Below are 19,502 nucleotides of genomic sequence, written 5' to 3'. Positions count from 1 at the left end.
CCGGGGCGATCCGACATGCTGCCCAATCCCAAGGCCCCGATCCGCTCGTTCCTCACCGGCTGTCTGTTCCTGGCGGCCCTGGTCACGGCGGCGCTCATGGTCTGGACCCTGCGTCAGGCTGACGAGGCGCAATACTGCCTTGAGGGCGGCGGCGAAGTGTTCGGCCTGTGCCGCCCGACGGCGGAATTCCTTCTCAACGGCCTGGTCTGGTACGCCCTGATTTTCGGCGCCCTGGCCCTGCCCATCGTGTCCGTGGTGGCGATGCGCTGGGCGGCCAGGCGGCGTGGCGGCCCGGGAACGCCCGGTCAGCCCTAGCGGCCGGCCCCCGGCGGCGGCGGCAGGCTGTCGACGTCGATGTCGAAATCCGCTTCCGATTCCGCATACGTCAGCCCCGCTTCGTCCAGGAAATGCTGGGTTTCGTGGCTCGGCGCCATGTCGTCGCCCTCGCCGTAGCCGTCGCGCATGGCCTGCTCGGCCAGCTCGTCATACAGAAACAGGGAATCCTCGCGCTCTTGCAAATCCCGCGCCTCGTCCGCCGTCAAGGGCCGCCGCGGCCGGCAGAACCAGGTCAGCAGCCCGCCGGGCGCGCCGGTCAACAGCCAGGCCGGCAGGTCGAGCAGGGGGCGGATCACGGCGGACCACAGTTCGGGCGACAGGCGTTCGATCCTGATCTGCGTGATCACCAGGTTGCCGGGCCAGGCCGTGTACCAAATGTCGTGGGCGGAGACCAAATGCAGGCCGCGCCCGGGCTCGGCCTTGACCAGGGCTTCGGCCGCGCCGGCGGCAAAGGCCGTCAGCAGCAGGGCCCAGCCCAGGTAGAACGCCACGCGCTTTATGGTCCAGCCGGTCATCATGGTTTTGTTATGGGGCCGGCACACAATCCGGGCAATGATTATCGGGACACGATGCCGTGCGCGGTTTACGGACGCCGATGCCGCTTTAACCGTTGCATGCCACCCCGCCGCCCGCTATTTTCCGCCCCCTGTTCCCCGGGGGCCGCCAAGGCCCCGGTGGCGGAACGCGCGGAGGGGTGGCCGAGTGGCTGAAGGCGCACGCTTGGAAAGCGTGTATAGGGGAAACTCTATCGAGGGTTCGAATCCCTCTCCCTCCGCCAAATTTCCCTAAATCCGGCCCTGCGGCCCGGCCCGGCGCTAGAACGCCAGGGTGAACAATGCCGGCGCCCAGGCCTTGGAGCCCATGGACACCGAGTGCCCGGCGATGTTGGCGCAGCCGATGTCGCCGTGCCGAAAGGGCGGACATGACCCAGGTCAATGTTTCGGCCCGGCCCGCGTCCTACAATCGCAACCAGCCGTGACCGCGCACCGGCGATGGAACACCGGGCGGAGAGGTGGCGGCATCGGGTAAAAGGAAACATTCCGATGAAAGCAGTAACTGCCGTCGTGGCAGCCGCCGCCACCTGGGCGATCGTCCAAGGAGCGCCTCTGCGGGCTGCCAACGCCGATGACATTTCCGAGACGGAACTGTTCACCATCTCCAGGGGCGGCCAGATTTACGACAACTGGATGTCGGCGCTCGAAGCCGACAAGCCGTCCGGCACCCATCCCGCCTATCCCCCCGCGGGCAAGCAGAAGGGCGCCAGCACCTGGCGCTGCAAGGAATGCCACGGCTGGGATTACAAGGGCAAGGACGGCGCCTACGCCAAGGGCTCCCACGCCACCGGCATCAAGGGCCTGCGCAGCTGGGACGGCGGCGATCCGGACAAGGTGGTCGCTACTCTGCGCGGCAAGCTGCACGGGTATACGCCGGCGATGATCTCGGACTCGGCGGCGCGCAAGCTCGCCCTGTTCGTGACCAAGGGGCAGATCGAAATGGACACCTACATCGACCGGGCGACCAAGAAGGCCAAGGGCGACATCCGCCGTGGGGCCGGCTTCTACCAGACGATCTGTTCGATCTGCCACGGCGTCGACGGCCGCGCGATCAACTTCAAGGAAGCGCCCAAGATCGAATACATCGGCACCGTGGCCCAGGCCAATCCGTGGGAGACCCTGCACAAGATCCGCAACGGCCAGCCCGGCATTCCGATGGTCGCCCTGAGCGCCCTGTCGGTCCAGGACCAGGTCGATATTCTGGCCTACTCCCAGACCCTGCCGGCCAAATAGGCCCGCCCAATGCCGTCCGGGCGTGGCGCCGTTCATGCCCGCCCGGACCGCATCCTCACTTTCGGCCCGCGCCGGGGGGTGCTGGTCTCTGCCCCGCACCCTCCTGCACCCGGTGCCGCCGCCCGGCGTATACGGGCGGCGGCTGGGCGGGTTACATCACTTCGTAGGCCGATGAATCGGCCAGGATCCCGTGGATCGCCTGTTTCACCGCATCGACGGAGAAATCGGCGTCCTGGTAGATCTTGTACAGCTTGAAATCCGACACCCGCGACAGCACGAACCAGGCCAGCTTGGCGGCCTTGGGCGAGTCCGGGTCGACGCCGATATCCTTGGCGACCAGGCGGATCCACTTATGGGCCGATTTGCCGGCGACATAGTGGGAGAACGACCAGCTGCCGTCCGAATAGGCCGAGAGGAACCACTCGGCCCGGCGCTTGTCCATGTCCATCTGCGGGGCTGCGGTGCCGGCATAGGCCGCGGCCTCGATCATGGCCGCGTTGAAGCCTTCCTTCTTGCCGTCCTTGGCGGTCAGGTCGACATCCCACTGCGGGTCGAAATGGGTCGAGGCGGCGCCGAACAGCAGGCGTTGCGGGGCCTTGCGTTTCAGCAGTTCCGAGTAGACGACGGCGCCGTGTTCGCCCATCCAGCCCCATTTCGCGAGGCCGTCCTTACCGCCCCAGGAGCCGGGAAACCATTCCGGCTTCTTCACTTTGCCGATGCTTTCGTCCCAGTTGTACCAGAGCTTGCTCCAGTCATGCAGGGCGAGCTGGGCGATCACCAGGTCGCGGTCGGAATTGCCGATGCCGTGGACCTGCTCGAAGGTGTTGAGCCAGCCGAGCGCGATCTCGATCACCTCGACCAGATGAACAGCGAGGCCGCCTGGATAATGATGGTGGCCGGGGCCGCCGGTGGCCGGGGCCGTGCGCAGGGCATCGGCGTTCGCCTTGGCCTTGAACACGGTGGTTTCCGGGTTGGTGTACATGTCCAGCACGACATCCCGCAGTTCCTTGTCCTGGATGGAATTGATGTAGCCCATGAGGCGGTCATAGGCGGCCCGCGTCCAGGCGCCGGTCTTGGCCATGTCCGTGGGCGTCATGGCGAGAATCCGATCGACCCGCGACTTTGAAATTTCGGCGGCGGAAACCTGTGTCCCCATGGCCCCAAAGGCCAGGAATACGGCAAGATAAAGCGCTTTCCGTAGCATGTATCGGCACTCCTTATATTTTATGTTGGCGTGAGCCCCCGCGTCGGCGGGGGCCTATGCGGGCCGGTCGTGCCCGGCCGTGGGCGTTTTGGTGTCGTCACTCCCGCCCCTTCGGCTTCGGAGGGGCCGCCTGCACGATGGCGGGAGCTTCTCATCTATTCGACCGACATGACGGTCTCTCGAATATTAGGTAAAAGAAAAATTTCATTTGGACGGCGGAATTGTTGCGGTCCCCCTTCCGGCCCCGGACGGGGGTTGCTAATGTTCCGGCCTTCCATTTCCTCCGCCCCTGGTCGCGGGTTCAGCCGCGCCGGGCGGGCATCTGCCTGAAGGACACCGCATATGACCAACATCGCATTCATCGGCGTCGGCAACATGGGCAATCCCATGGCGGCCAATCTGATCAAGGCCGGGCACGCGGTCGCGGCCTTCGACCTGTCGGCGGACCTGCTGGCCAAGGCGGCACAAGCGGGCGCGCGGGCGGCCGAGAGTGCGGCCGATGCGGCCCAGGGGGCCGAGGTCGTCATCACCATGCTGCCCGCCGGCAAGCATGTGAAGGAGGTCTGCCTGGGCGGTCTGTTCGACACGCTTTCGCCGGGCACCCTGGTGATCGACTGTTCGACCATCGACGTCGATACCTCGCGCGCGGTGCATGCGGCGGCGGCGGCCAAGGGCTTCGCCATGGTCGACGCGCCCGTGTCCGGCGGTGTCGGCGGGGCCGAGGGTGCGACCCTGACCTTCATGGTCGGCGGCGCGGATGACGCCTTTGCCCGGGCCAAGCCGATCCTGGAGAAAATGGGCAAGACCATCGTCCATTGCGGCGGCCCGGGAAACGGCCAGGCGGCCAAGATCTGCAACAACATGATGCTGGGCATTCAGATGGCCTCGGTCGCCGAGGCCTTCGTGCTGGCGGAAAAACTGGGCCTCGACGCGCAGCGCCTGTTCGACGTGTCGTCCACGGCGTCGGGCCAGTGCTGGTCGCTCACGACATATTGCCCGGTGCCGGGCCCGGTGCCGACCTCGCCCGCCAACCGGGACTATGCCCCCGGCTTCGCGGCGGCCCTGATGTTGAAGGACATGGGCCTCGCCATCGCCGCCGCGCACAGCACCGGCGCCGAGGTGTCGGTCGCCGAAAAGGCAGCGTCGCTGTACCAGGATTACGCCGACGCGGGGCAGGCCGGAAAGGATTTCTCCGGCATCATCAACCTGATCCGCGACCGCGCGAAGTAACACCAAAAGCAATACGACCTAAGGAGCATCCATCCATGACCATCAAGACCGGCGACCGCGTGCCTTCCGCCACCATCTTCAAGATGGGCGACGACGGCGGACCCGAAGCGGTTTCCACCGATGATTTTTTCAAGGGCCGCAAGGTCGTGGTGTTCGGCCTGCCGGGGGCCTTCACCCGCACCTGTTCGGCCAAGCACCTGCCGGGCTTCGTCGCCCAGGCGGATGCCATCCTGGCCAAGGGCGTGGACGAAATCGCCTGCCTGTCGGTCAACGACGCCATGGTCATGACCGCCTGGGGCGTGGCCCATGAGGCGCCCGGCAAGGTCACCATGCTGTCCGACGGCAACTGCGCGCTGACCGAGGCCATGGGGATCGCCTCCGACATGTCGGCCAAGGGCTACGGCAAGCGGTCCAAGCGATATGCCATGATCGTCGAGGACGGCGTGATCACCCATTTCGCGCTGGAGACGGAGCCCGGGCTCAACGTCTCCTCGGCGGAACAGATTCTCGCGGCCCTCGGCTGACCCGACACCCCAAGGAGAGACCGATGACCGACGGCGGCAACATGCGCCCGTTGCAGTTCACCCATTTCGGGGCGGCGGGCTGGAAAATCACGGACGGCGAGACGGTGATCCTGCTCGACCCCTATCTGTCGCGGGTGCGTTTTCAGGGGCGGCGCTACGGCCCCCACGACGCGACGGAAATTCCCGACGATCCGCGCCCGGTGGTGAAGATGAGCGAGCCGGCCGGCCACGACACGGCGACCATCGACCGCCACGTGCCCAAGGCCGACTACATCATCCTGTCCCACTCCCATTTCAACCACGCCATGGACGTGCCCTACATCGCCAACAAGACCGGCGCGGTGGTGATCGGCACGGAAAGTACCTGCAACATCGCGATCAACGGCGGCGTGCCGGATGAACAGATCCATGCCGTGCGGGGCGGCGAGGATTACGCTTACGAAAAATTCTCGATCCGCGTGATCCCGAGCCTGCATTCCGCCCTGTCGTGCAAGCTGTACAAGGATTTCGGCACCATCCCGGTGCAGGACACGCCGCTCTGCCTCGACGACTATGTCGAGGGCGGCACCCTCGCCTACCTGATCCGCATCGCCGGGCGCGAGGTTCTGTTGTTCGGTTCCATGAACTTCATCGAGCGCGAGATCGAGGGTTTGCGCCCCGACATCGCGTTCATCGCCGCCGCCCCCCCGCGCCTCGACATCCATGACTACACGGCGCGGCTGATGCGCTGTCTGGGCCGCCCGCCGCTGGTCGTCGCGACCCATTGGGACGATCAGGGCCTGCCCTTCGGTGCGCCCCAGGACAAGGCCCTGGCGCAGACCGACGCCTTCATCGCCGAGGTCAAGGCCGCCGCGCCGGATACGGAGGTCTTCGTGCCGCGGCATTTCGAAACCCTGATTCTCGACGCGGCCGGGCGGATGCGCGTCGCCGGTTAACCGCGCCGGGGCTGTACCGGCGCACCGGCCCGCGTGCTAGGGTCGGCAAAACATTTTTGGGAGGATACCGACATGACCACCATCAACACCCTGCTGCCGACCTCGCTGGTCGGCTCCTACGCCCAGCCCAACTGGCTGCTCGATCGCGCCAAGCTGGCCGGGCGTTTCCCGCCGCGCACGCGGGCGAAGGAGCTGTGGCGCGTCGATCCGGAATATCTGGAAGAGGCCCAGAACGATGCCACCATCCTGGCGATCCGCGATCAGGAACGGGCCGGGCTGGACATCATCACCGACGGCGAAATGCGCCGCGAAAGCTATTCCAACCGTTTCGCCACGGCGCTGTCGGGCGTCGACATCGACAATCCGGGCACGGCGCTGGACCGTTCCGGCCACCCGAACCCGGTGCCGCGCATCACCGGCAAGATCACCCGCATGCACGCGGTCGAGGTCGAGGACGTGAAGTTCCTGCGCGCCAATACGGACCGCAAGATCAAGATCACCGTGCCCGGCCCCTTCACCATGTCGCAGCAGGCGCAGAACGATTTCTATGCCTCCGAGGCCGACCTGGCCATGGACTACGCCGCCGCCGTGAACGAGGAAGTCCGCGACCTGTTCGCCGCCGGCGCCGACGTGGTGCAGCTTGACGAGCCCTACATGCAGGCGCGGCCGGAAAAGGCCGGCGAGTTCGGGCTGGACGCGCTCAACCGCGCGCTCGACGGGATTGAGGGCGAGACCGCCGTGCATATCTGCTTCGGCTATGCCGCCATCATCCACGAACGGCCCGAGGGCTATTCCTTCCTGCCGCAGTTGGCCGCCTGTTCCGTGTGCGATATTTCCATCGAGACGGCGCAGTCGCATCTGGACTGCGCCGTGCTGGAAACCCTGCCGGAAAAGAACATCATCCTGGGCGTGCTGGATCTGTCGACCCACGACATCGAAAGCCCGGAAACGGTGGCCGACCGCATCCGCAAGGGCCTGGCCCACCATCCGGCGGAAAAGATCATCGTGGCCCCCGATTGCGGCCTCAAGTACCTGCCCCGCGACGTCGCCTTCGGCAAGATGAAGGCCATGGCCGACGGGGCCGCCATCGTGCGCGCGGAACTGACCAAATAAACGAAGAAAGCCTGCCCATGACCGAGACCAACACCCGGGTGCTGTTCAACTCGACGCCCGAGGGCCTACCCACGCCCGACAACTTCCGCCTGGAGGAGGCCCCCGTGCCGGAACCGGGCGCCGGGCAGTTCCTGTTGCGCAATCTGTATCTCTCGCTCGATCCCTATCAGCGCATGCTGATGGGCGGCGGCTGGACCTACAGCCCCAACGTGCTGAAGCCGGGCGACCTGATGGTCGGGCGCGTTTTGGGCGAGGTGGTGAAGACGAACCATCCCGATTTTCCCGTCGGGACCCACGTGGTCGGGCGGCTCGGCTGGCAGACCCATGTGGTGTCGGACGGCGCGGACCTGGATTTCGTCGTCGAACCGAAAGACCGCGTGCCGCTCTCGGCCTATCTCGGCGTCTGCGGGTCCACGGGCGTGACGGCCTGGGTCGGGCTCAAGATCACGGGCCAGCCCAAGGCCGGCGAGACGGTGGTGGTGTCCGCCGCCGCCGGGTCGGTCGGCAGTTGCGTCGGCCAGTTGGCCAAGGACATGGGCTGCCGCGCCGTCGGCATCGCCGGCGGGCCGGATAAATGCAAACTGGTGGTGGACGAATTCGGCTTCGACGCCTGCGTCGACTACAAGGCGCCCGACCTTGCGGGCCAGTTGAAGGCCGCGGCCCCCGACGGCGTCGACGTTTATTTCGACAACGTGGGCGGCGAGATTTTGGAAACGGTGATGGGGCAGTGCAACCGCCTGGCCCGCATTCCGGTGTGCGGCGTGCTGGCCCGCTACAACGAAACGGGCGCGGCCCACGGCAACCGCAACATGCACCTGTTCTTCGACAAGTCGCTGAAGATGGAAGGCTTCGTGCTCAACGCTCACAAGGCCATCTGGCCCCAGGCGCGGGCGGAACTGGAAGCCATGGTCGCGGATGGCCGCATGAGGTACCGCGAAACCATCGCCCAGGGCATCGAAACGGCGCCCGAGGCCTTCATCGGCATGTTGCAGGGCAAGAACGTCGGCAAACAGCTTGTCAAGCTGACCTGACGTTTCGCCATCGGCTTACGCGCAGGTCGCGCCGCGCAGGTGCGCCTTGCCGTCGCTGCCGAAGGTGCCCCGGGCGTTGCCTTTGCCGATCTTGGGATGGGTGAACAGGCCCAGGACCTCGGCCCCCGCGATTTCCTCGCCGGTCACGTAGGCCTGGCCCATGGGCGAATTCTCGAGGCGGTCGTCAAGGTCGATCGTGAAGACGAATTTCCGGCCCGGCGCGAAGTTGGCGAAATGCAGGCTCAGTTCTTCCGCCCCGTCGGCGACGACGGGCGCCTTCATCAGGCCGACCTCGCCTTCGACCACCTCGAACTGATAGGGCTCCGACGCGCCGGCGCCGCCCAGGTCGGTGTCGAACACCACGCGTCCGGCGGACTTCTGTGCGCGGAATTCCAGGCTCAGCAGGGTCCAGGCTTCCAGGCTCTTGTTTTCGATGATGAACAGGTCGGGGCTGGAATCGATGAACTGAATGACGACCTCGGGCCCGCAGGCGCGCGCCGTGGGGCCCAGAACCAGGCCCAAGACCAAAGCCAATGTGCCGATGAACGCACGCCGCATGGCGTTGCCTCCCTGCTGGTCTCAGGATGGCGCAAGTCTCAGGCGGCGGCAAGCAGATGGATGGAGAACAGGCCGTCGGCGTCGGTCCAGTGCCGCTGCGCGCGCCAGCCGGCGCCGCCGGCCACGCGGTGGAAATCGCCGACCGCGTATTTGTAGGAATTTTCCGTGTGGATGGTCTCGCCGGCGCGGAAGTCGAAGGCATGGCCGTCGATGTGCACTGTCTGATCGACCGTGCTTTCGAGATGCATCTCGACACGGCCTTCGTCGTCGTCGTAGCGCACACGATGGGCGAAGCGGTCGCGGTCGAAGCCGCCGCCCAACTCGCGGTTGATGCGGTCGAGAAGGTTCAGGTTGAAATCGGCGGTCACGCCCCGGGCGTCGTCGTAGGCGGGCAGCAGCACGCCCAGGTCCTTTTTCAGGTCGACGCCGACCACCATGAAGGCGCCGTCGCCGAGCATGCGCCGGGCGCGGGCCAGGAAGCGGGCCGCCTGCGGCGGTTCGAAATTGCCGATGGTGGAGCCGGGAAAGAAGCCGACCGTGGGCGCATCGTCGAGGGCGGACGGCAGGGGAAGCTCGGCCGTGAAATCGCCGACCACGGGAACGACCTTGAGATGCGGCAGGCGGTCGGCCAAGGCGCTGGCGGCGGCCTCCAGATAATCGCCGGCGACGTCGATGGGCACGTAGCCGTGGGGGGCGTCCAGCGCGTTGAGGAACAGGTCCGACTTGCGGCTGGACCCCGATCCGAATTCCACCACCCAGGCCCGGGCCGGCAGGGCCGATCCCAGGTCGTCCGCGATGTCGGCCAGCAGGGCAAGCTCCGTGCGCGTCGGATAGTATTCGTCGAGATGGGTGATTTCCTCGAACAGGGCCGAGCCGCGCACGTCGTAGAGCCACTTGCAGGGCAGGGTCTTGGTGGCGGCGGACAGCCCCTCGATCACGTCGCGCAGGAAGGCTTCCCTGCCGTCGTCGTCCAATCCTGTGTCCTCAACATCGGCAAAGGCGTCCATCGTCGTCTCACCCATCCTCGGCCAGGCGCAGGCCGGTGAACTGCCAACGCTGATGCGGATAAAAGAAGTTGCGGTAGGTCGCGCGCGCATGGCCTTGCGGCGTGGCGCAGGATCCGCCGCGCAGCACGTTCTGCCCCGACATGAACTTGCCGTTGTATTCGCCGCCGGCCCCGTCCGTGGGCTGGAAGCCGGGATAGGGGGCATAGGCGCTGGCCGTCCATTCCCAGACGTCGCCGAACATCTGCTGCAATCCGTCACGGTCCTGGTCGTGGTCCGGGTTTGGCGCCGGGGCCGGGCGCAGGCGGCCCGTGTCGGCGAAGTTGCCGGCGACCGGGATGTCGCGGGCGGCGGCCTCCCATTCGAATTCCGTCGGCAGGCGCTTGCCCGACCAGCGGGCGAAGGCGTCGGCCTCGAACAGGCTGACGTGGGTCACGGGGGCGTCCGGGTCGACGGGCTGCGGACCCTTGAGGGTCATGGTCCACCAGCCGCCGTCGCGGTTCTCCCAGTACAAGGGGGCGACCCAGTCCTCGGCCTGAACCGTGGCCCAGCCGTCGGACAGCCATAACAAGGGGTCGGCGTAGCCGCCGTCGGCGATGAAGGCCATCCACTCGCCGTTGGTCGTCGGGCGGGACGCCAGACGGAACGGCCGGATGAGCGCATCGTGGCGCGGTGTTTCGCAGTCGAAGGCGAAACCGCCGGCGCCCGTGTCGGCGCCGATGGGCAGGATGCCGCCGTCGAAGGCGATCCACGTCAGGTCCGGCGCACCCCCGCCCGCGGCCAGCGGCTCGGCGGCGCGGTAGGCGGGCCTGAGCGGGTTTTGCGCGAACAGGTGCAGGATGTCCGTCAGCAGCAGTTCCTGATGCTGCTGTTCATGATGCAGGCCCAGTTCGATGGTTTTCAGAAGGGCTTCATCACAGTTGCCGCCGGTCATCAGGTCGGCCAGGCCGGCATCGACATGGCGCCGATAGGCGATCACGTCGGCCAGCGGCGGGCGGGTCAAAAGGCCGCGCTGCGGCCGCGGCTGGCGCGGGCCGACGCTGTCGTAATAGGAATTGAACAGATAGGCGAAGCGGTCGTCGAACAGGGTGTAGCCGGGAAGCCCGGGTTCCAGGACGAGGGCCTCGAAGAACCAGCTGGTGTGTCCCAGGTGCCATTTGGCGGGGCTGGCGTCGGCCATGGACTGGGCCGTGGCGTCGGCGTCGGACAGGCCTTCGGTCAGGGCCAGGGTTTCGGCGCGCATCGTCTGAAGCCGCCGCAGGAGGGCTTCCGATGCCTCGGCCGCCGAGGTGCTTTTCAATTCGGCGCGTCGGTTCTGGGATGCCATGAATACGCTGTTCGTGAATGTTTCCGCTTGTTCGGGGCGCGCGGCTTGGGCCACGCGGCAGGGTTCGCCCAAACCTTAACGGACGGGTCCGATCCTGTGTGGATTATTTTTTCACAGTTGCGTTACGGCCGCGTGGCCGGTGTTGGGCGCGGCAAGGTGGCGGAACGGTCAGATCTGATCGTCGCGGAAATACTCGTCGTCGCGGCCGCCGCCCTGCTTGATAAGCTCGTAGTCGCGCCAGTATTCCTCGACATCGTCGCCGGGTTTGGGGCCCGAGCCGATCCCGTACATTTCCCACTTTTCGCGGTCGCTCAGCTTGTCGATGTCCGGCTTCTTGGGCGAGGTCATCTTCAGCAGCACGCCCGCGACGACCGTCGCGACAATCAGCACGATGCCGATGGGCAGCCAGCCCAGTTGTTTGATCAGTTCCACCGTGACCTCCTTTGCGTGGTCCCCGCAGGTTTGCCCCGACGCCGCCTTGCTTTCCGGCGGTGCGCCACGCCCGGGGGCACGATTCCCGGAAAATCGTCACGCGAGCGGAGAAGCTTATACCGCGAAATGCTGACAGACAACTGACACATTAGGGAAATGTGATTGTTTCCAAGGGCTTCGCATATCGATGTTGCCGGGCGTGCGCGGACCTTGCGGCGCCCGCCCCCCGGCGCCTAAAAGGGATGCCAAGATGCGGCATTCTGGGCATGTATTCCGCCGATGGGCTGTGCGAAGCGCGGCCTTTCTTCTGTTGCTGCCGGTCGTTCTGGCGGCGGGCACGGTCGTGTCCGCGCCGGTTCGCGCGGCCGAGGCGGCGGACGTCACCGGCCTGCGTCTGGGCCGTCATGCCGGCTTCCTGCGCCTGGTGTTCGATCTGACGGCGCCCCCTGATTATGACGCCCGGGCCACGGGCCGGCGCACCTTCGAGATCAGCCTGCCGAACGTGGCCCTGCCGCCCGAAGGCCACGCGGCCTTGGCGGGCGATCCGCTCGCGCCCGATCTGATCGTCCGCCCGGCCGAGGGCGACGGGCCGCTCCGCTTTCGGGTGGCCAGCCGCTTCGACGCCTTCATCCGCCGCGCCTTCCTTCTCGACCCGCCCAAGGGCGGCGGGGATGCGGGCGCCGGCCCCTGGCGTCTGGTCCTCGACATCGTGCCGCGGCCGGGACAGCGAACCCCGGCCGAGGACGGCGGCAAGGTGCTGGCGGCGCTGCCGCCGCTTCACGGCATTGTCCCCGATGCAACCGGCGCGCCCGGCCCGGTGCCGCGCCCGGCGCCGTTGGCCGAGGCCCCGACAGCCGTGATCCCCGAAACATCCCCAGAAGCAACGCATGCCTCCGGCCCGGCGCAGGTCGAGGTTTCCTGGGCGCGGGCCAGCCGTATCCTGCGCGAATTGCAGGATCATCAGGCGCCCGAGGCGGACCTGCCGCCGCCGCCGCAACTGGTTTTGCCGCCCAAGTACCGCCGGCCCGCCGTGCCGCTTCGGTGATTCCGGCGGGGCGGCGGTCTCGCGTTCTGCGTCGCAGATCGGTAATGCCGAATAATTTTGTCATCTTGGCCATGTGCCGTGGATGCCGCCGGAAGGCCTGCGGAAAGGCCGCCGGGAGAGAGAATCGCGCGGAACAGAGCCGTTTGTCGACCTTTCCGCCGCCACGAATAAGCTAAGAAATTCAACGGCTTTGTAAGCTTCATGTCAGCTAGGCGTCAGGCTGGTGTCAGGAGGGTCTGGCATAAGACGTGCAACTTCGGTTGCGCCGTTCGGGGGGCTTGGTGCTCTTGCCTCCGGGACGGTTTTCTTGATGGGAAGGTCTTGGGCCAACATCCGCATAACGCATCGGTCGCACGGCGGGCCAAACACGCCGGTGATTGAGTGTCGCGGATTTCCTCGAAACGAAGACGACTTTGCGGAGTGAATTAGAATGACCACCAATATGAAAAAAGTAACTGTGCTCGGCGCCGTCATGGCCGCCGCGTTGTATGCGGGCCAGGCGCAGGCCGCCAATTCCGTTACCGCCGGCGCCAGCGTCGAAATCGCGGCCCCGGTGTCCATCGTGCAGGACACGGCCCTGGCCTTCGGCAACGTCGGCCCCAGCGCCGCTTCCGGTACGGTTACCGTTTCGGTTGCCGGCGCCAAAAGCGTCACGGGCGGCGTCAGCGACCTGGGCGGCTCGCCGGCCGCGGGTGCCTTCACGGTGACCGGCGCCAGCGGCGCGACCTACAGCGTGACCATTCCGGGCACCGTCAGCTTGAGCGGCCCGGGCACGGCGATGACCGTGACCTTGACCGATCCCGGCTCCGGCACCCTCACGGGCGGCACCGACACCTTCAACGTGGGCGGCACGCTCGCGGTCGGCGCCAACCAGACCGCCGGCAGCTATTCGGGCACCTACACGGTCTCCGTCAACTATCAGTAATTCCGCAGCGCATGGCCCGGCCCCGGCGCCAATCCGGGGCCGGCCATGTGTGCGCGATTGCCGATGCCCGTTGATCCCGTGCTAGGTTGAAGGTCGTCATGACCAAGCCACGCACCATTATAAGACGATTGCGCGCGGCCGCTCTTCTGGCGGCCATGTTCATTCTGTCCGCCCCGCTGATCGATGGATTGGCGGCAGGGGTCGTTCCCGGCTGGGGACAGGCCCAGGCCCAATCCCTCAACATCACGGAACGCCGTACCTTGCTGTTCGGCAAGGTCGCGACGTCGAACACCCCCGGCACGGTCGTGATCTCGCCGTCGGGCAACAAGTCCGTGACCGGCGGCGTCATCGACCTGGGCAAGAACCACCGCGAGGCCGAATTCCGCATTACCGGACCGGACAATGCGCTGGTCATCGTGACCCTGCCGACCACGGCGACGGTCACCGGCGGCGGCGGCAGCGGGACCCTCAGCAACTTCACGATGAATCTGACCAATCCCATCGATCTGGGGCGGCGCGGACGCGTCGACATTTCCGTCGGCGCGACCTTGAACCTGGGCACCAACCTGCCGGGTGCGGAGTACACCGGCTCGTTCACCGTCTACGTGGATCCGCAGTGATGGCCGGGCGTGCGAACCGTGATGAAGCAGGCGGCCCTGCCGCGCCGATTATGCTATGCTGCGCCGACGCCATTCCCGGCCGAAGGTTCGAAAGAATAATGACGGCGCGACGTAACCTGAAATCTGCCGGCTTGCGATACGCCGCGGCCGCCCTGCTGGCCGGGCTGGCCCTGACCGGCGTGCCGGGTACGGCCGGTTCCGCCGTTGCCGATTCCGCGGTTTCCTCCCGCGTCACCGTCCAGATCGTGCGCCCCGCGGGCGTGATCGGGTTGCAGGAATTGTCGAATGCGCAAGGCTTTCTGGCGGCGCCGGATGCGGGCGGCACCGATCCCTTGACGCAGGCCGCCAGTCCCGCGCGGCGCGGACCCGTGGCCCCGCCGCCATCGGGCGGCGCGCTGGCCGCGGCAATCGCCATTTCGGGCGCCCCCAATCAAAGCTTTTCGCTGACCCTGACGGACTCCCTGGTGGTGGTGACCGATACGGGCGAACTGGTGGTCACCAATTTCGATCACAACGCGGGAAGCAGCCCGACCATCGGCGGCGACGGCGCCGCGCAGATCGCCATCGGCGCCAAGTCGCAAAGCGGATCGCCGGCGAGCCTGCAGCAGTTGACGACCAACGCGGGCGGCCCGGCCCCCGGCGCGGACGGCGGCATCGATCCGAATATCGTCGCCGTGACCGTGCAGACGGCCGAAGGCCCGCAGGTCATTCAAATTCAACGTCCGGACAACTTCGGGCCGACCATTTTCGGGGAAAAGTTTTTCACCGTTATGGTTTCCTATAACTGAATGTTCGGATAAACCTTGAGCACACGCGGCGCGTTATACAAAACAATGGTTTAGGGGAGTGTCGGCATGCGTCCAACCAGATTGATCCCGGGGATCGCCCTGGCGCTTATGATCGCCGGATTGGCGGGCCATGCCCGCCCCGCGGCGGCGCAGGGTTTCGGCGACCTGGTCGTGTCGCCGACCCGTGTCGAACTTGAAGGCCGAAATCGGTCCGCCACCGTCACGCTGACCAACCGGGGATCGGAAACGGCCCTGTTCCGGATTTCCCTGATCGCCATGGAAATGGATGAAAAAGGCAGCCTGAAGGCCGTCGACCAGCCGCCGGCCGGGATGAAGACGGCCGAGGAACTGGTTCGCTATGCGCCGCGCCAGGTCGATATCCCGCCGGGCGGCACGCAGACGGTGCGCCTGATCCTGCGCAAGCCGACGGACCTGGCGGCGGGGGAATACCGCTCGCACATGTTCTTCCGCGCCGTTCCGCCCGAGGATGCCGGCCGCGCCGTTGACGAAAAAGCCGGCCAGGGCGGCGTTTCCATCAAGTTGACGCCGATCTTCGGGATCACCATTCCGGTCATCGTCCGCCATGGGGACCTTGACCTCAAGGTCGCGATGTCGGACCTCGCCGTGGTGCCGGACAAGGACAAGAAGAAGCTGACGTTCAAACTCACGCGCCAGGGCGCCAAGTCCGCCTATGGCGACGTGAAGGTCGAATACCTGCCCGCCGGCGGCGGCGCGCCGGTCGTCGTGGGCGAGGTCACGCGTCTTGCGGTGTTCACGCCCAACACGGACAGAATGGTGGAGGTGCCGCTTGTCGTGCCTCCGGGAAGCACCCTGGGCAAGGGGATGTTGAAGGTCCTCTATCGTCAGGTGGACGGAGATACGACACTGGCCTCGGGTGAAGTTACGCTGCCATAACCAAGACGACGGGCCCCCGGCGGGGGCGGCGCCAGGTCCCGGAAGCGGGGCGGAACGGCATGACGGAAACACCAGCGAAAATGCGCCGTTTGGTGTGGCCGGTGTGATGCGCCGTCTGCCGGCCCGCCGCAAGGGGGCCTGGGTGGCGTTTCTTCTTGTCTGGGCGGCGATCTGCCTGTCGGCCGGGGCGGCCTGGGCGCAAAGCGGCGACAATCGCCATCGTCTCAACCTGCGCGAACCCCTGATCCTGGAACTGCGTCTCGGCGGCCTGCGGCTCAGTGACGGGTTCCCGGCTCTTTTGTCCGGCTCGTCCCTGGAACTGCCCCTGGGCGATCTTGCCCGGGCGCTTGACTTCCCCATCACCGCCGATGCCCAGGCGGGCATCGCCGGCGGCTGGTTCCTCGCGGAAAATCGCCTGTTCTCCCTGTCCCTGAGCCGCCGGGAAGTGACCATCGAGGGCAAGTCGCGGACCTTCGATCCGGCCCTGGTGCATGCCGCCGACGGGGATATCTACGTCGACGTGCGCCTGTTGTCGCAATGGTTCCCCATCGACATCGCCTTCGACCTGCCGAACCTGACCACGACCCTGACCTCGCGCGAACCGCTGCCCATCGAATCCCGGCTGGCCCGGGAAGACGCGCGCGAACGCGCCTTGCGTCAACGCGGCCCGGACCGCGACTATCCCAAGGAAGAACAGCCGCCGGGCCTGATCTCGGTCCCCCGCGCCGATATTTATGTTCAGGGCACGCGGGCGACCCACGGATCGCAGGCCAAACGCTACACCTATTCCTACAACATGACCGGCGCCGCCGATGTCGCGGGCACCAACGCCAGCGTGTTCGTGAGCGGCCAGAACGGCCAGGCCGTATCCGACATCCGCACGACCTTCGAGCGCACGGACCTGGACGGCCGCCTGGGCGAAAGCCTGTTGGGCGACCTGGGCGCCACGCAGATCAGGGGCGGCGACATCTATACGCCGCAGTTCGCCCTGACCACGCGCAGCCAGGTCGCCAACGGTGCGACGGTCACCAATTTTGACGTCGGCGGCACGCCCGACGAATTCGACCGCATCACCCTGACCGGCGACCTGCCGCTGGGCTGGGAGATGGAGGTCTACCGCAACGAAACCCTGATCGACTTCGCCGAGGCGCGGTCCGACGGGCGCTATGAATTCACCGACGTGCCGCTCTTGTTCGGGGTCAACGTGGTGCGCCTGGTGTTCTACGGGCCGCAGGGTCAGGTCCGCGAGGAAACCCGCCAGATCCGCGTCGGTCTCGACCAGATCAAGCCCGGCGAGGTCAAGTACGAGATCTCCGCCGGCCTGCACGACGACCGTCTGATCGCCAATCAGCGCGTGTCGGGCACCGATACCCGGCGCGACCAGGCGCGCGTGATGGCGCGGGTGCAGACGGGGCTCAGCAAGAACCTGTCGCTGGGCGGCAGCATCGTCGCCATTCCGCGCGACGACGGCGGCCGCGACACCTACGTGGGCACGACGCTGGCGACCTCGTTCGGCAATCTGTTCGGCAAGGTCGATCTGGTCAATCAGCAGGACGGCGGCTGGGCGACGCGGATGATCGCGCAGACCTCGATCCTCGGATTTTCGACGATCCTGGAGCACAACATCACCAAGAACTTCGTCAGCGAACAGTTCACGGGCACGGGGACCTCGAAGCTCAATTCCTCGACCACGATGCGCATCGACGGCGCGATCTCCGTGTTCGACCTGCCGCAGATGCCGGTCAGCCTGACCCTGGACCACGACCGTTTCGTCAACGGCGACAAGACGACCACCCTGTCCAACCGCGTGACCGTGCCGATCGGCCGCCTGTCGGTGACCCATACCCTCGATTATTCGCGGACCAAGACATCGACGGGCGTGGACAAGTCGGCGTCGGGCACCTTTCTTTTGGGCGGGCGGGTCGGCGACGTGCGGCTGCGCGGCACGGTCGGCTACAAGGTGCTGCCGGAAACGGATTACGGCACCATGACCGTGACGGCGGACAAGCGCATTTCCAAGGACCTGGAAATCAGCGTCGGGCTTGAGCGTTCTGCCCCGCCGGACGTGGTCAATTCCATTTCCTTCGGGCTCAACCGGCTGACCGAATGGTCGGCCTGGGGCCTGGATCTGGAATATTCCGACGACGCCGTGTTCCAGGCCCGGGTCAACATGGCCATGTCCTTCGGCGTCAACCCGGTGACGATGCGGCCGACCGTCACCGCCGACCGCATCGCCACCCAGGGGGCGTTGATGAGCCGGGTGTTCCTCGACCACAACGGCAACGGCGTGTTCGACGACGGCGACAAGCCCATGGAAGGGGTGCGGTTGGAAATCGACCGCGGCATTCAGCGCGACAAGACCGATGCCGAGGGCTTCGTCTACATCCCCTCGGTCTCGCCCAACCGCAACCTGGTGGTCAAGCTCGACCCCGACAGCCTGGGCGACCCGTTCCTGGTGCCGTCGAAAAAGGGCGTGTCGATCGTGACCCATCCGGGCGGCACGGCGCGGGTCGATTTCCCCGTGGTCACGACGGGCGAAATCGACGGCACCGTGTTCAAGGTCGAGGGCACCAAGGTGTTTCCCGTGTCCGGCGCCGAAATCCAGATGCTCGACGCCGAGGGCAACGTGGTGCGCGAACTGCGCTCCGCCTTCGACGGCTTCTACCTGATGGAATTCGTGCCTCCCGGCGCCTACAGCCTGCGCATCAATCCAGAGCAACTGACCAAGCTGGGCCTCGTCACCGGGGGTGTGCGCCGGGCGACGATCGAAGGCGACGGCACGGTGATCGGCGGCCAGGATTTCGTGCTGCGGCCGCAGGGCACGGATGTCCCGGCCGGGACGCCGGCGCCGGACCGTGCTCCCGCGACGGCCCCCGACCCGGCCGACCTGCCGCCGCCCCCGCCGGCGGTGCCTGTCGTCCCGGTGACCCCGGCCCCGCCGCAATAGTTCGGCAGAAGGGGGTTGGCAGGCCCCGCCCGCTGGGTTTAAGTGGCGGGACACGCCGCCCGCAACGGGCGGCCTCCAAGAAACGACCGAACGGGAGCCCTCCATGGCCATCCAACGCCACAACGTGACCTTTGACCGCCTGTCCGACGACGTGCTCGCCCAATGGCGCGCCATTCCGCCCGCCATCGTGTCCGACATGATGAACCGGACCCAATGCATGGCCGGGCGCATCAAGCCGGTGAAGAAGGGCATGACGGTCTGCGGTCAGGCGCGCACGGTGACCTGCATGGTCGGCGACAATTCGGCGGCGCATTACGCCATCGGCCTGCTCAACCCGGGCGAGATCCTGGTCATCGACGCCGGCGGCTATGCCGACGTCGCGATCTGGGGCGGCATCATGACCCACGGCGCCGTCGCCAAGCAGGCGGGCGGCGTGGTCATCGACGGGGCCATGCGCGACGTCGCCGAAATCGCCGAGATGGGCCTGCCCGCGTTCTGCGCCGCCCATGTCCCCCAGGGCCCGCACAAGGGCTTCGGCGGGGTCATCGACGGCACCATTTCCTGCGGCGGGGCGGCGGTGTCGCCGGGCGACATCGTGATCGGCGACGACGACGGCGTGGCCGTGGTGCCGCTGGCCCGCGCCACCGAACTGCTGGCGGCCTCGATCAAGAAGATCGCCGACGAGGAGGCGACCATCGCCCGCATCAAGGCCGGCGAAACCACGGCCCAGATGATGGGCCTGCCGGAACCGGAACTGCTTCCCTAAATCCGCAAGGACGCC

Annotated in this window: 20 protein-coding genes and 1 tRNA gene; 15 read left to right on the top strand and 6 right to left on the bottom strand. The window is 66.6% G+C overall.

Annotated elements, in window-relative coordinates; all coding sequences use genetic code 11:
* Window positions 1–15: 15 nt before the first annotated feature.
* Window positions 16–315, top strand: a complete 300-nt coding sequence (locus tag RJ527_06715; protein ID WND77428.1) for a hypothetical protein — start codon at window positions 16–18, stop codon at window positions 313–315.
* Here the strand turns inward: RJ527_06715 and RJ527_06710 are convergent.
* Window positions 312–854, bottom strand: a complete 543-nt coding sequence (locus RJ527_06710) for a hypothetical protein (protein WND77427.1) — start codon at window positions 852–854, stop codon at window positions 312–314. The two genes, RJ527_06715 and RJ527_06710, sit on opposite strands and share 4 nt — an antisense overlap.
* Before the next feature lie 170 nt (window positions 855–1,024).
* Here RJ527_06710 and RJ527_06705 point away from each other — a divergent pair.
* Together RJ527_06705 and RJ527_06700 are read left to right on the top strand one after the other, a co-directional pair.
* Window positions 1,025–1,114 (top strand) — tRNA-Ser (locus RJ527_06705).
* A 265-nt stretch (window positions 1,115–1,379) separates the two neighbouring features.
* A complete protein-coding gene (locus tag RJ527_06700) occupies window positions 1,380–2,123 on the top strand; it encodes a c-type cytochrome (GenBank protein WND77426.1) in 744 nt (247 codons plus the stop codon).
* 151 nt (window positions 2,124–2,274) lie between these two features.
* Here the strand turns inward: RJ527_06700 and RJ527_06695 are convergent, their stop codons facing one another.
* Window positions 2,275–3,327, bottom strand: a complete 1,053-nt coding sequence (locus RJ527_06695; protein ID WND77425.1) for a hypothetical protein — start codon at window positions 3,325–3,327, stop codon at window positions 2,275–2,277.
* A gap of 342 nt (window positions 3,328–3,669) precedes the next feature.
* On the opposite strand from RJ527_06695, the gene mmsB reads away from it, so the two are divergent.
* From mmsB to RJ527_06670, 5 genes are all read left to right on the top strand, one after another.
* Window positions 3,670–4,557, top strand: coding sequence for a 3-hydroxyisobutyrate dehydrogenase (gene mmsB / locus RJ527_06690; GenBank protein ID WND77424.1), 888 nt, complete (start codon window positions 3,670–3,672; stop codon window positions 4,555–4,557).
* 35 nt (window positions 4,558–4,592) lie between these two features.
* Window positions 4,593–5,081, top strand: coding sequence for a peroxiredoxin (locus RJ527_06685; protein WND77423.1), 489 nt, complete (start codon window positions 4,593–4,595; stop codon window positions 5,079–5,081).
* Window positions 5,082–5,104: 23 nt separating this feature from the next.
* Entirely contained in the window at window positions 5,105–6,016 is a 912-nt protein-coding gene (locus RJ527_06680) for an MBL fold metallo-hydrolase (GenBank protein ID WND77422.1), read from the top strand.
* Window positions 6,017–6,088: 72 nt separating this feature from the next.
* On the top strand, window positions 6,089–7,129 hold the full coding sequence (locus tag RJ527_06675) for a 5-methyltetrahydropteroyltriglutamate--homocysteine methyltransferase (GenBank protein ID WND77421.1): 1,041 nt from the start codon (window positions 6,089–6,091) through the stop codon (window positions 7,127–7,129).
* Between the two features lie 17 nt (window positions 7,130–7,146).
* Window positions 7,147–8,160, top strand: a complete 1,014-nt coding sequence (locus RJ527_06670; protein WND77420.1) for an NADP-dependent oxidoreductase — start codon at window positions 7,147–7,149, stop codon at window positions 8,158–8,160.
* A 15-nt stretch (window positions 8,161–8,175) separates the two neighbouring features.
* Here RJ527_06670 and RJ527_06665 read toward each other — a convergent pair whose 3' ends face one another.
* The 4 genes from RJ527_06665 to RJ527_06650 form a co-directional block, all read right to left on the bottom strand.
* On the bottom strand, window positions 8,176–8,718 hold the full coding sequence (locus RJ527_06665; GenBank protein ID WND77419.1) for a hypothetical protein: 543 nt from the start codon (window positions 8,716–8,718) through the stop codon (window positions 8,176–8,178).
* Window positions 8,719–8,756: 38 nt separating this feature from the next.
* Complete coding sequence (gene egtD, locus RJ527_06660; protein WND77418.1) at window positions 8,757–9,725, bottom strand: L-histidine N(alpha)-methyltransferase; 969 nt, start codon at window positions 9,723–9,725, stop codon at window positions 8,757–8,759.
* A gap of 7 nt (window positions 9,726–9,732) precedes the next feature.
* A complete protein-coding gene (gene egtB, locus RJ527_06655; GenBank protein WND77417.1) occupies window positions 9,733–11,049 on the bottom strand; it encodes an ergothioneine biosynthesis protein EgtB in 1,317 nt (438 codons plus the stop codon).
* A 168-nt stretch (window positions 11,050–11,217) separates the two neighbouring features.
* The gene (locus RJ527_06650; GenBank protein ID WND77416.1) at window positions 11,218–11,481 is read right to left on the bottom strand and encodes a hypothetical protein; all 264 of its coding nucleotides are present in this window, start codon (window positions 11,479–11,481) and stop codon (window positions 11,218–11,220) included.
* A gap of 286 nt (window positions 11,482–11,767) precedes the next feature.
* Between RJ527_06650 and RJ527_06645 the strand changes: the two genes are divergently transcribed.
* The 7 genes from RJ527_06645 (at window position 11,768) to RJ527_06615 (ending at window position 19,487) form a co-directional block, all read left to right on the top strand.
* Window positions 11,768–12,526 carry a hypothetical protein gene (locus RJ527_06645; GenBank protein WND77415.1) on the top strand — a complete coding sequence of 253 codons (759 nt, stop codon included), beginning with the start codon at window positions 11,768–11,770 and terminating at the stop codon, window positions 12,524–12,526.
* A 442-nt stretch (window positions 12,527–12,968) separates the two neighbouring features.
* A complete protein-coding gene (locus RJ527_06640; protein WND77414.1) occupies window positions 12,969–13,451 on the top strand; it encodes a DUF4402 domain-containing protein in 483 nt (160 codons plus the stop codon).
* 98 nt (window positions 13,452–13,549) lie between these two features.
* The gene (locus tag RJ527_06635; protein ID WND77413.1) at window positions 13,550–14,071 is read left to right on the top strand and encodes a DUF4402 domain-containing protein; all 522 of its coding nucleotides are present in this window, start codon (window positions 13,550–13,552) and stop codon (window positions 14,069–14,071) included.
* Between the two features lie 131 nt (window positions 14,072–14,202).
* Window positions 14,203–14,859, top strand: a complete 657-nt coding sequence (locus tag RJ527_06630; GenBank protein WND77412.1) for a DUF4402 domain-containing protein — start codon at window positions 14,203–14,205, stop codon at window positions 14,857–14,859.
* A gap of 66 nt (window positions 14,860–14,925) precedes the next feature.
* Window positions 14,926–15,774, top strand: coding sequence for a fimbria/pilus periplasmic chaperone (locus tag RJ527_06625; protein WND77411.1), 849 nt, complete (start codon window positions 14,926–14,928; stop codon window positions 15,772–15,774).
* 142 nt (window positions 15,775–15,916) lie between these two features.
* Window positions 15,917–18,721 (top strand): carboxypeptidase-like regulatory domain-containing protein, encoded by a 2,805-nt coding sequence (locus tag RJ527_06620; protein WND77410.1) that lies wholly within the window; start codon window positions 15,917–15,919, stop codon window positions 18,719–18,721.
* A 103-nt stretch (window positions 18,722–18,824) separates the two neighbouring features.
* Complete coding sequence (locus tag RJ527_06615) at window positions 18,825–19,487, top strand: RraA family protein (GenBank protein ID WND77409.1); 663 nt, start codon at window positions 18,825–18,827, stop codon at window positions 19,485–19,487.
* Window positions 19,488–19,502 lie beyond the last annotated feature (15 nt).

This window comes from Thalassospiraceae bacterium LMO-SO8 (assembly GCA_031655335.1).
GTDB lineage: Bacteria > Pseudomonadota > Alphaproteobacteria > Rhodospirillales > Casp-alpha2 > UBA1479.
This window is presented reverse-complemented; position numbering and strand designations above follow the sequence as displayed.

Coding starts and splice junctions, on each gene's coding strand:
- RJ527_06715 (WND77428.1), top strand. CDS start 16: ATGCTGCCCAATCCCAAGGCCCCGATCCGCTCGTTCCTCACCGGCTGT.
- RJ527_06710 (WND77427.1), bottom strand. CDS start 854: ATGATGACCGGCTGGACCATAAAGCGCGTGGCGTTCTACCTGGGCTGG.
- RJ527_06700 (WND77426.1), top strand. CDS start 1,380: ATGAAAGCAGTAACTGCCGTCGTGGCAGCCGCCGCCACCTGGGCGATC.
- RJ527_06695 (WND77425.1), bottom strand. CDS start 3,327: ATGCTACGGAAAGCGCTTTATCTTGCCGTATTCCTGGCCTTTGGGGCC.
- mmsB (WND77424.1), top strand. CDS start 3,670: ATGACCAACATCGCATTCATCGGCGTCGGCAACATGGGCAATCCCATG.
- RJ527_06685 (WND77423.1), top strand. CDS start 4,593: ATGACCATCAAGACCGGCGACCGCGTGCCTTCCGCCACCATCTTCAAG.
- RJ527_06680 (WND77422.1), top strand. CDS start 5,105: ATGACCGACGGCGGCAACATGCGCCCGTTGCAGTTCACCCATTTCGGG.
- RJ527_06675 (WND77421.1), top strand. CDS start 6,089: ATGACCACCATCAACACCCTGCTGCCGACCTCGCTGGTCGGCTCCTAC.
- RJ527_06670 (WND77420.1), top strand. CDS start 7,147: ATGACCGAGACCAACACCCGGGTGCTGTTCAACTCGACGCCCGAGGGC.
- RJ527_06665 (WND77419.1), bottom strand. CDS start 8,718: ATGCGGCGTGCGTTCATCGGCACATTGGCTTTGGTCTTGGGCCTGGTT.
- egtD (WND77418.1), bottom strand. CDS start 9,725: ATGGACGCCTTTGCCGATGTTGAGGACACAGGATTGGACGACGACGGC.
- egtB (WND77417.1), bottom strand. CDS start 11,049: ATGGCATCCCAGAACCGACGCGCCGAATTGAAAAGCACCTCGGCGGCC.
- RJ527_06640 (WND77414.1), top strand. CDS start 12,969: ATGAAAAAAGTAACTGTGCTCGGCGCCGTCATGGCCGCCGCGTTGTAT.
- RJ527_06635 (WND77413.1), top strand. CDS start 13,550: ATGACCAAGCCACGCACCATTATAAGACGATTGCGCGCGGCCGCTCTT.
- RJ527_06625 (WND77411.1), top strand. CDS start 14,926: ATGCGTCCAACCAGATTGATCCCGGGGATCGCCCTGGCGCTTATGATC.
- RJ527_06615 (WND77409.1), top strand. CDS start 18,825: ATGGCCATCCAACGCCACAACGTGACCTTTGACCGCCTGTCCGACGAC.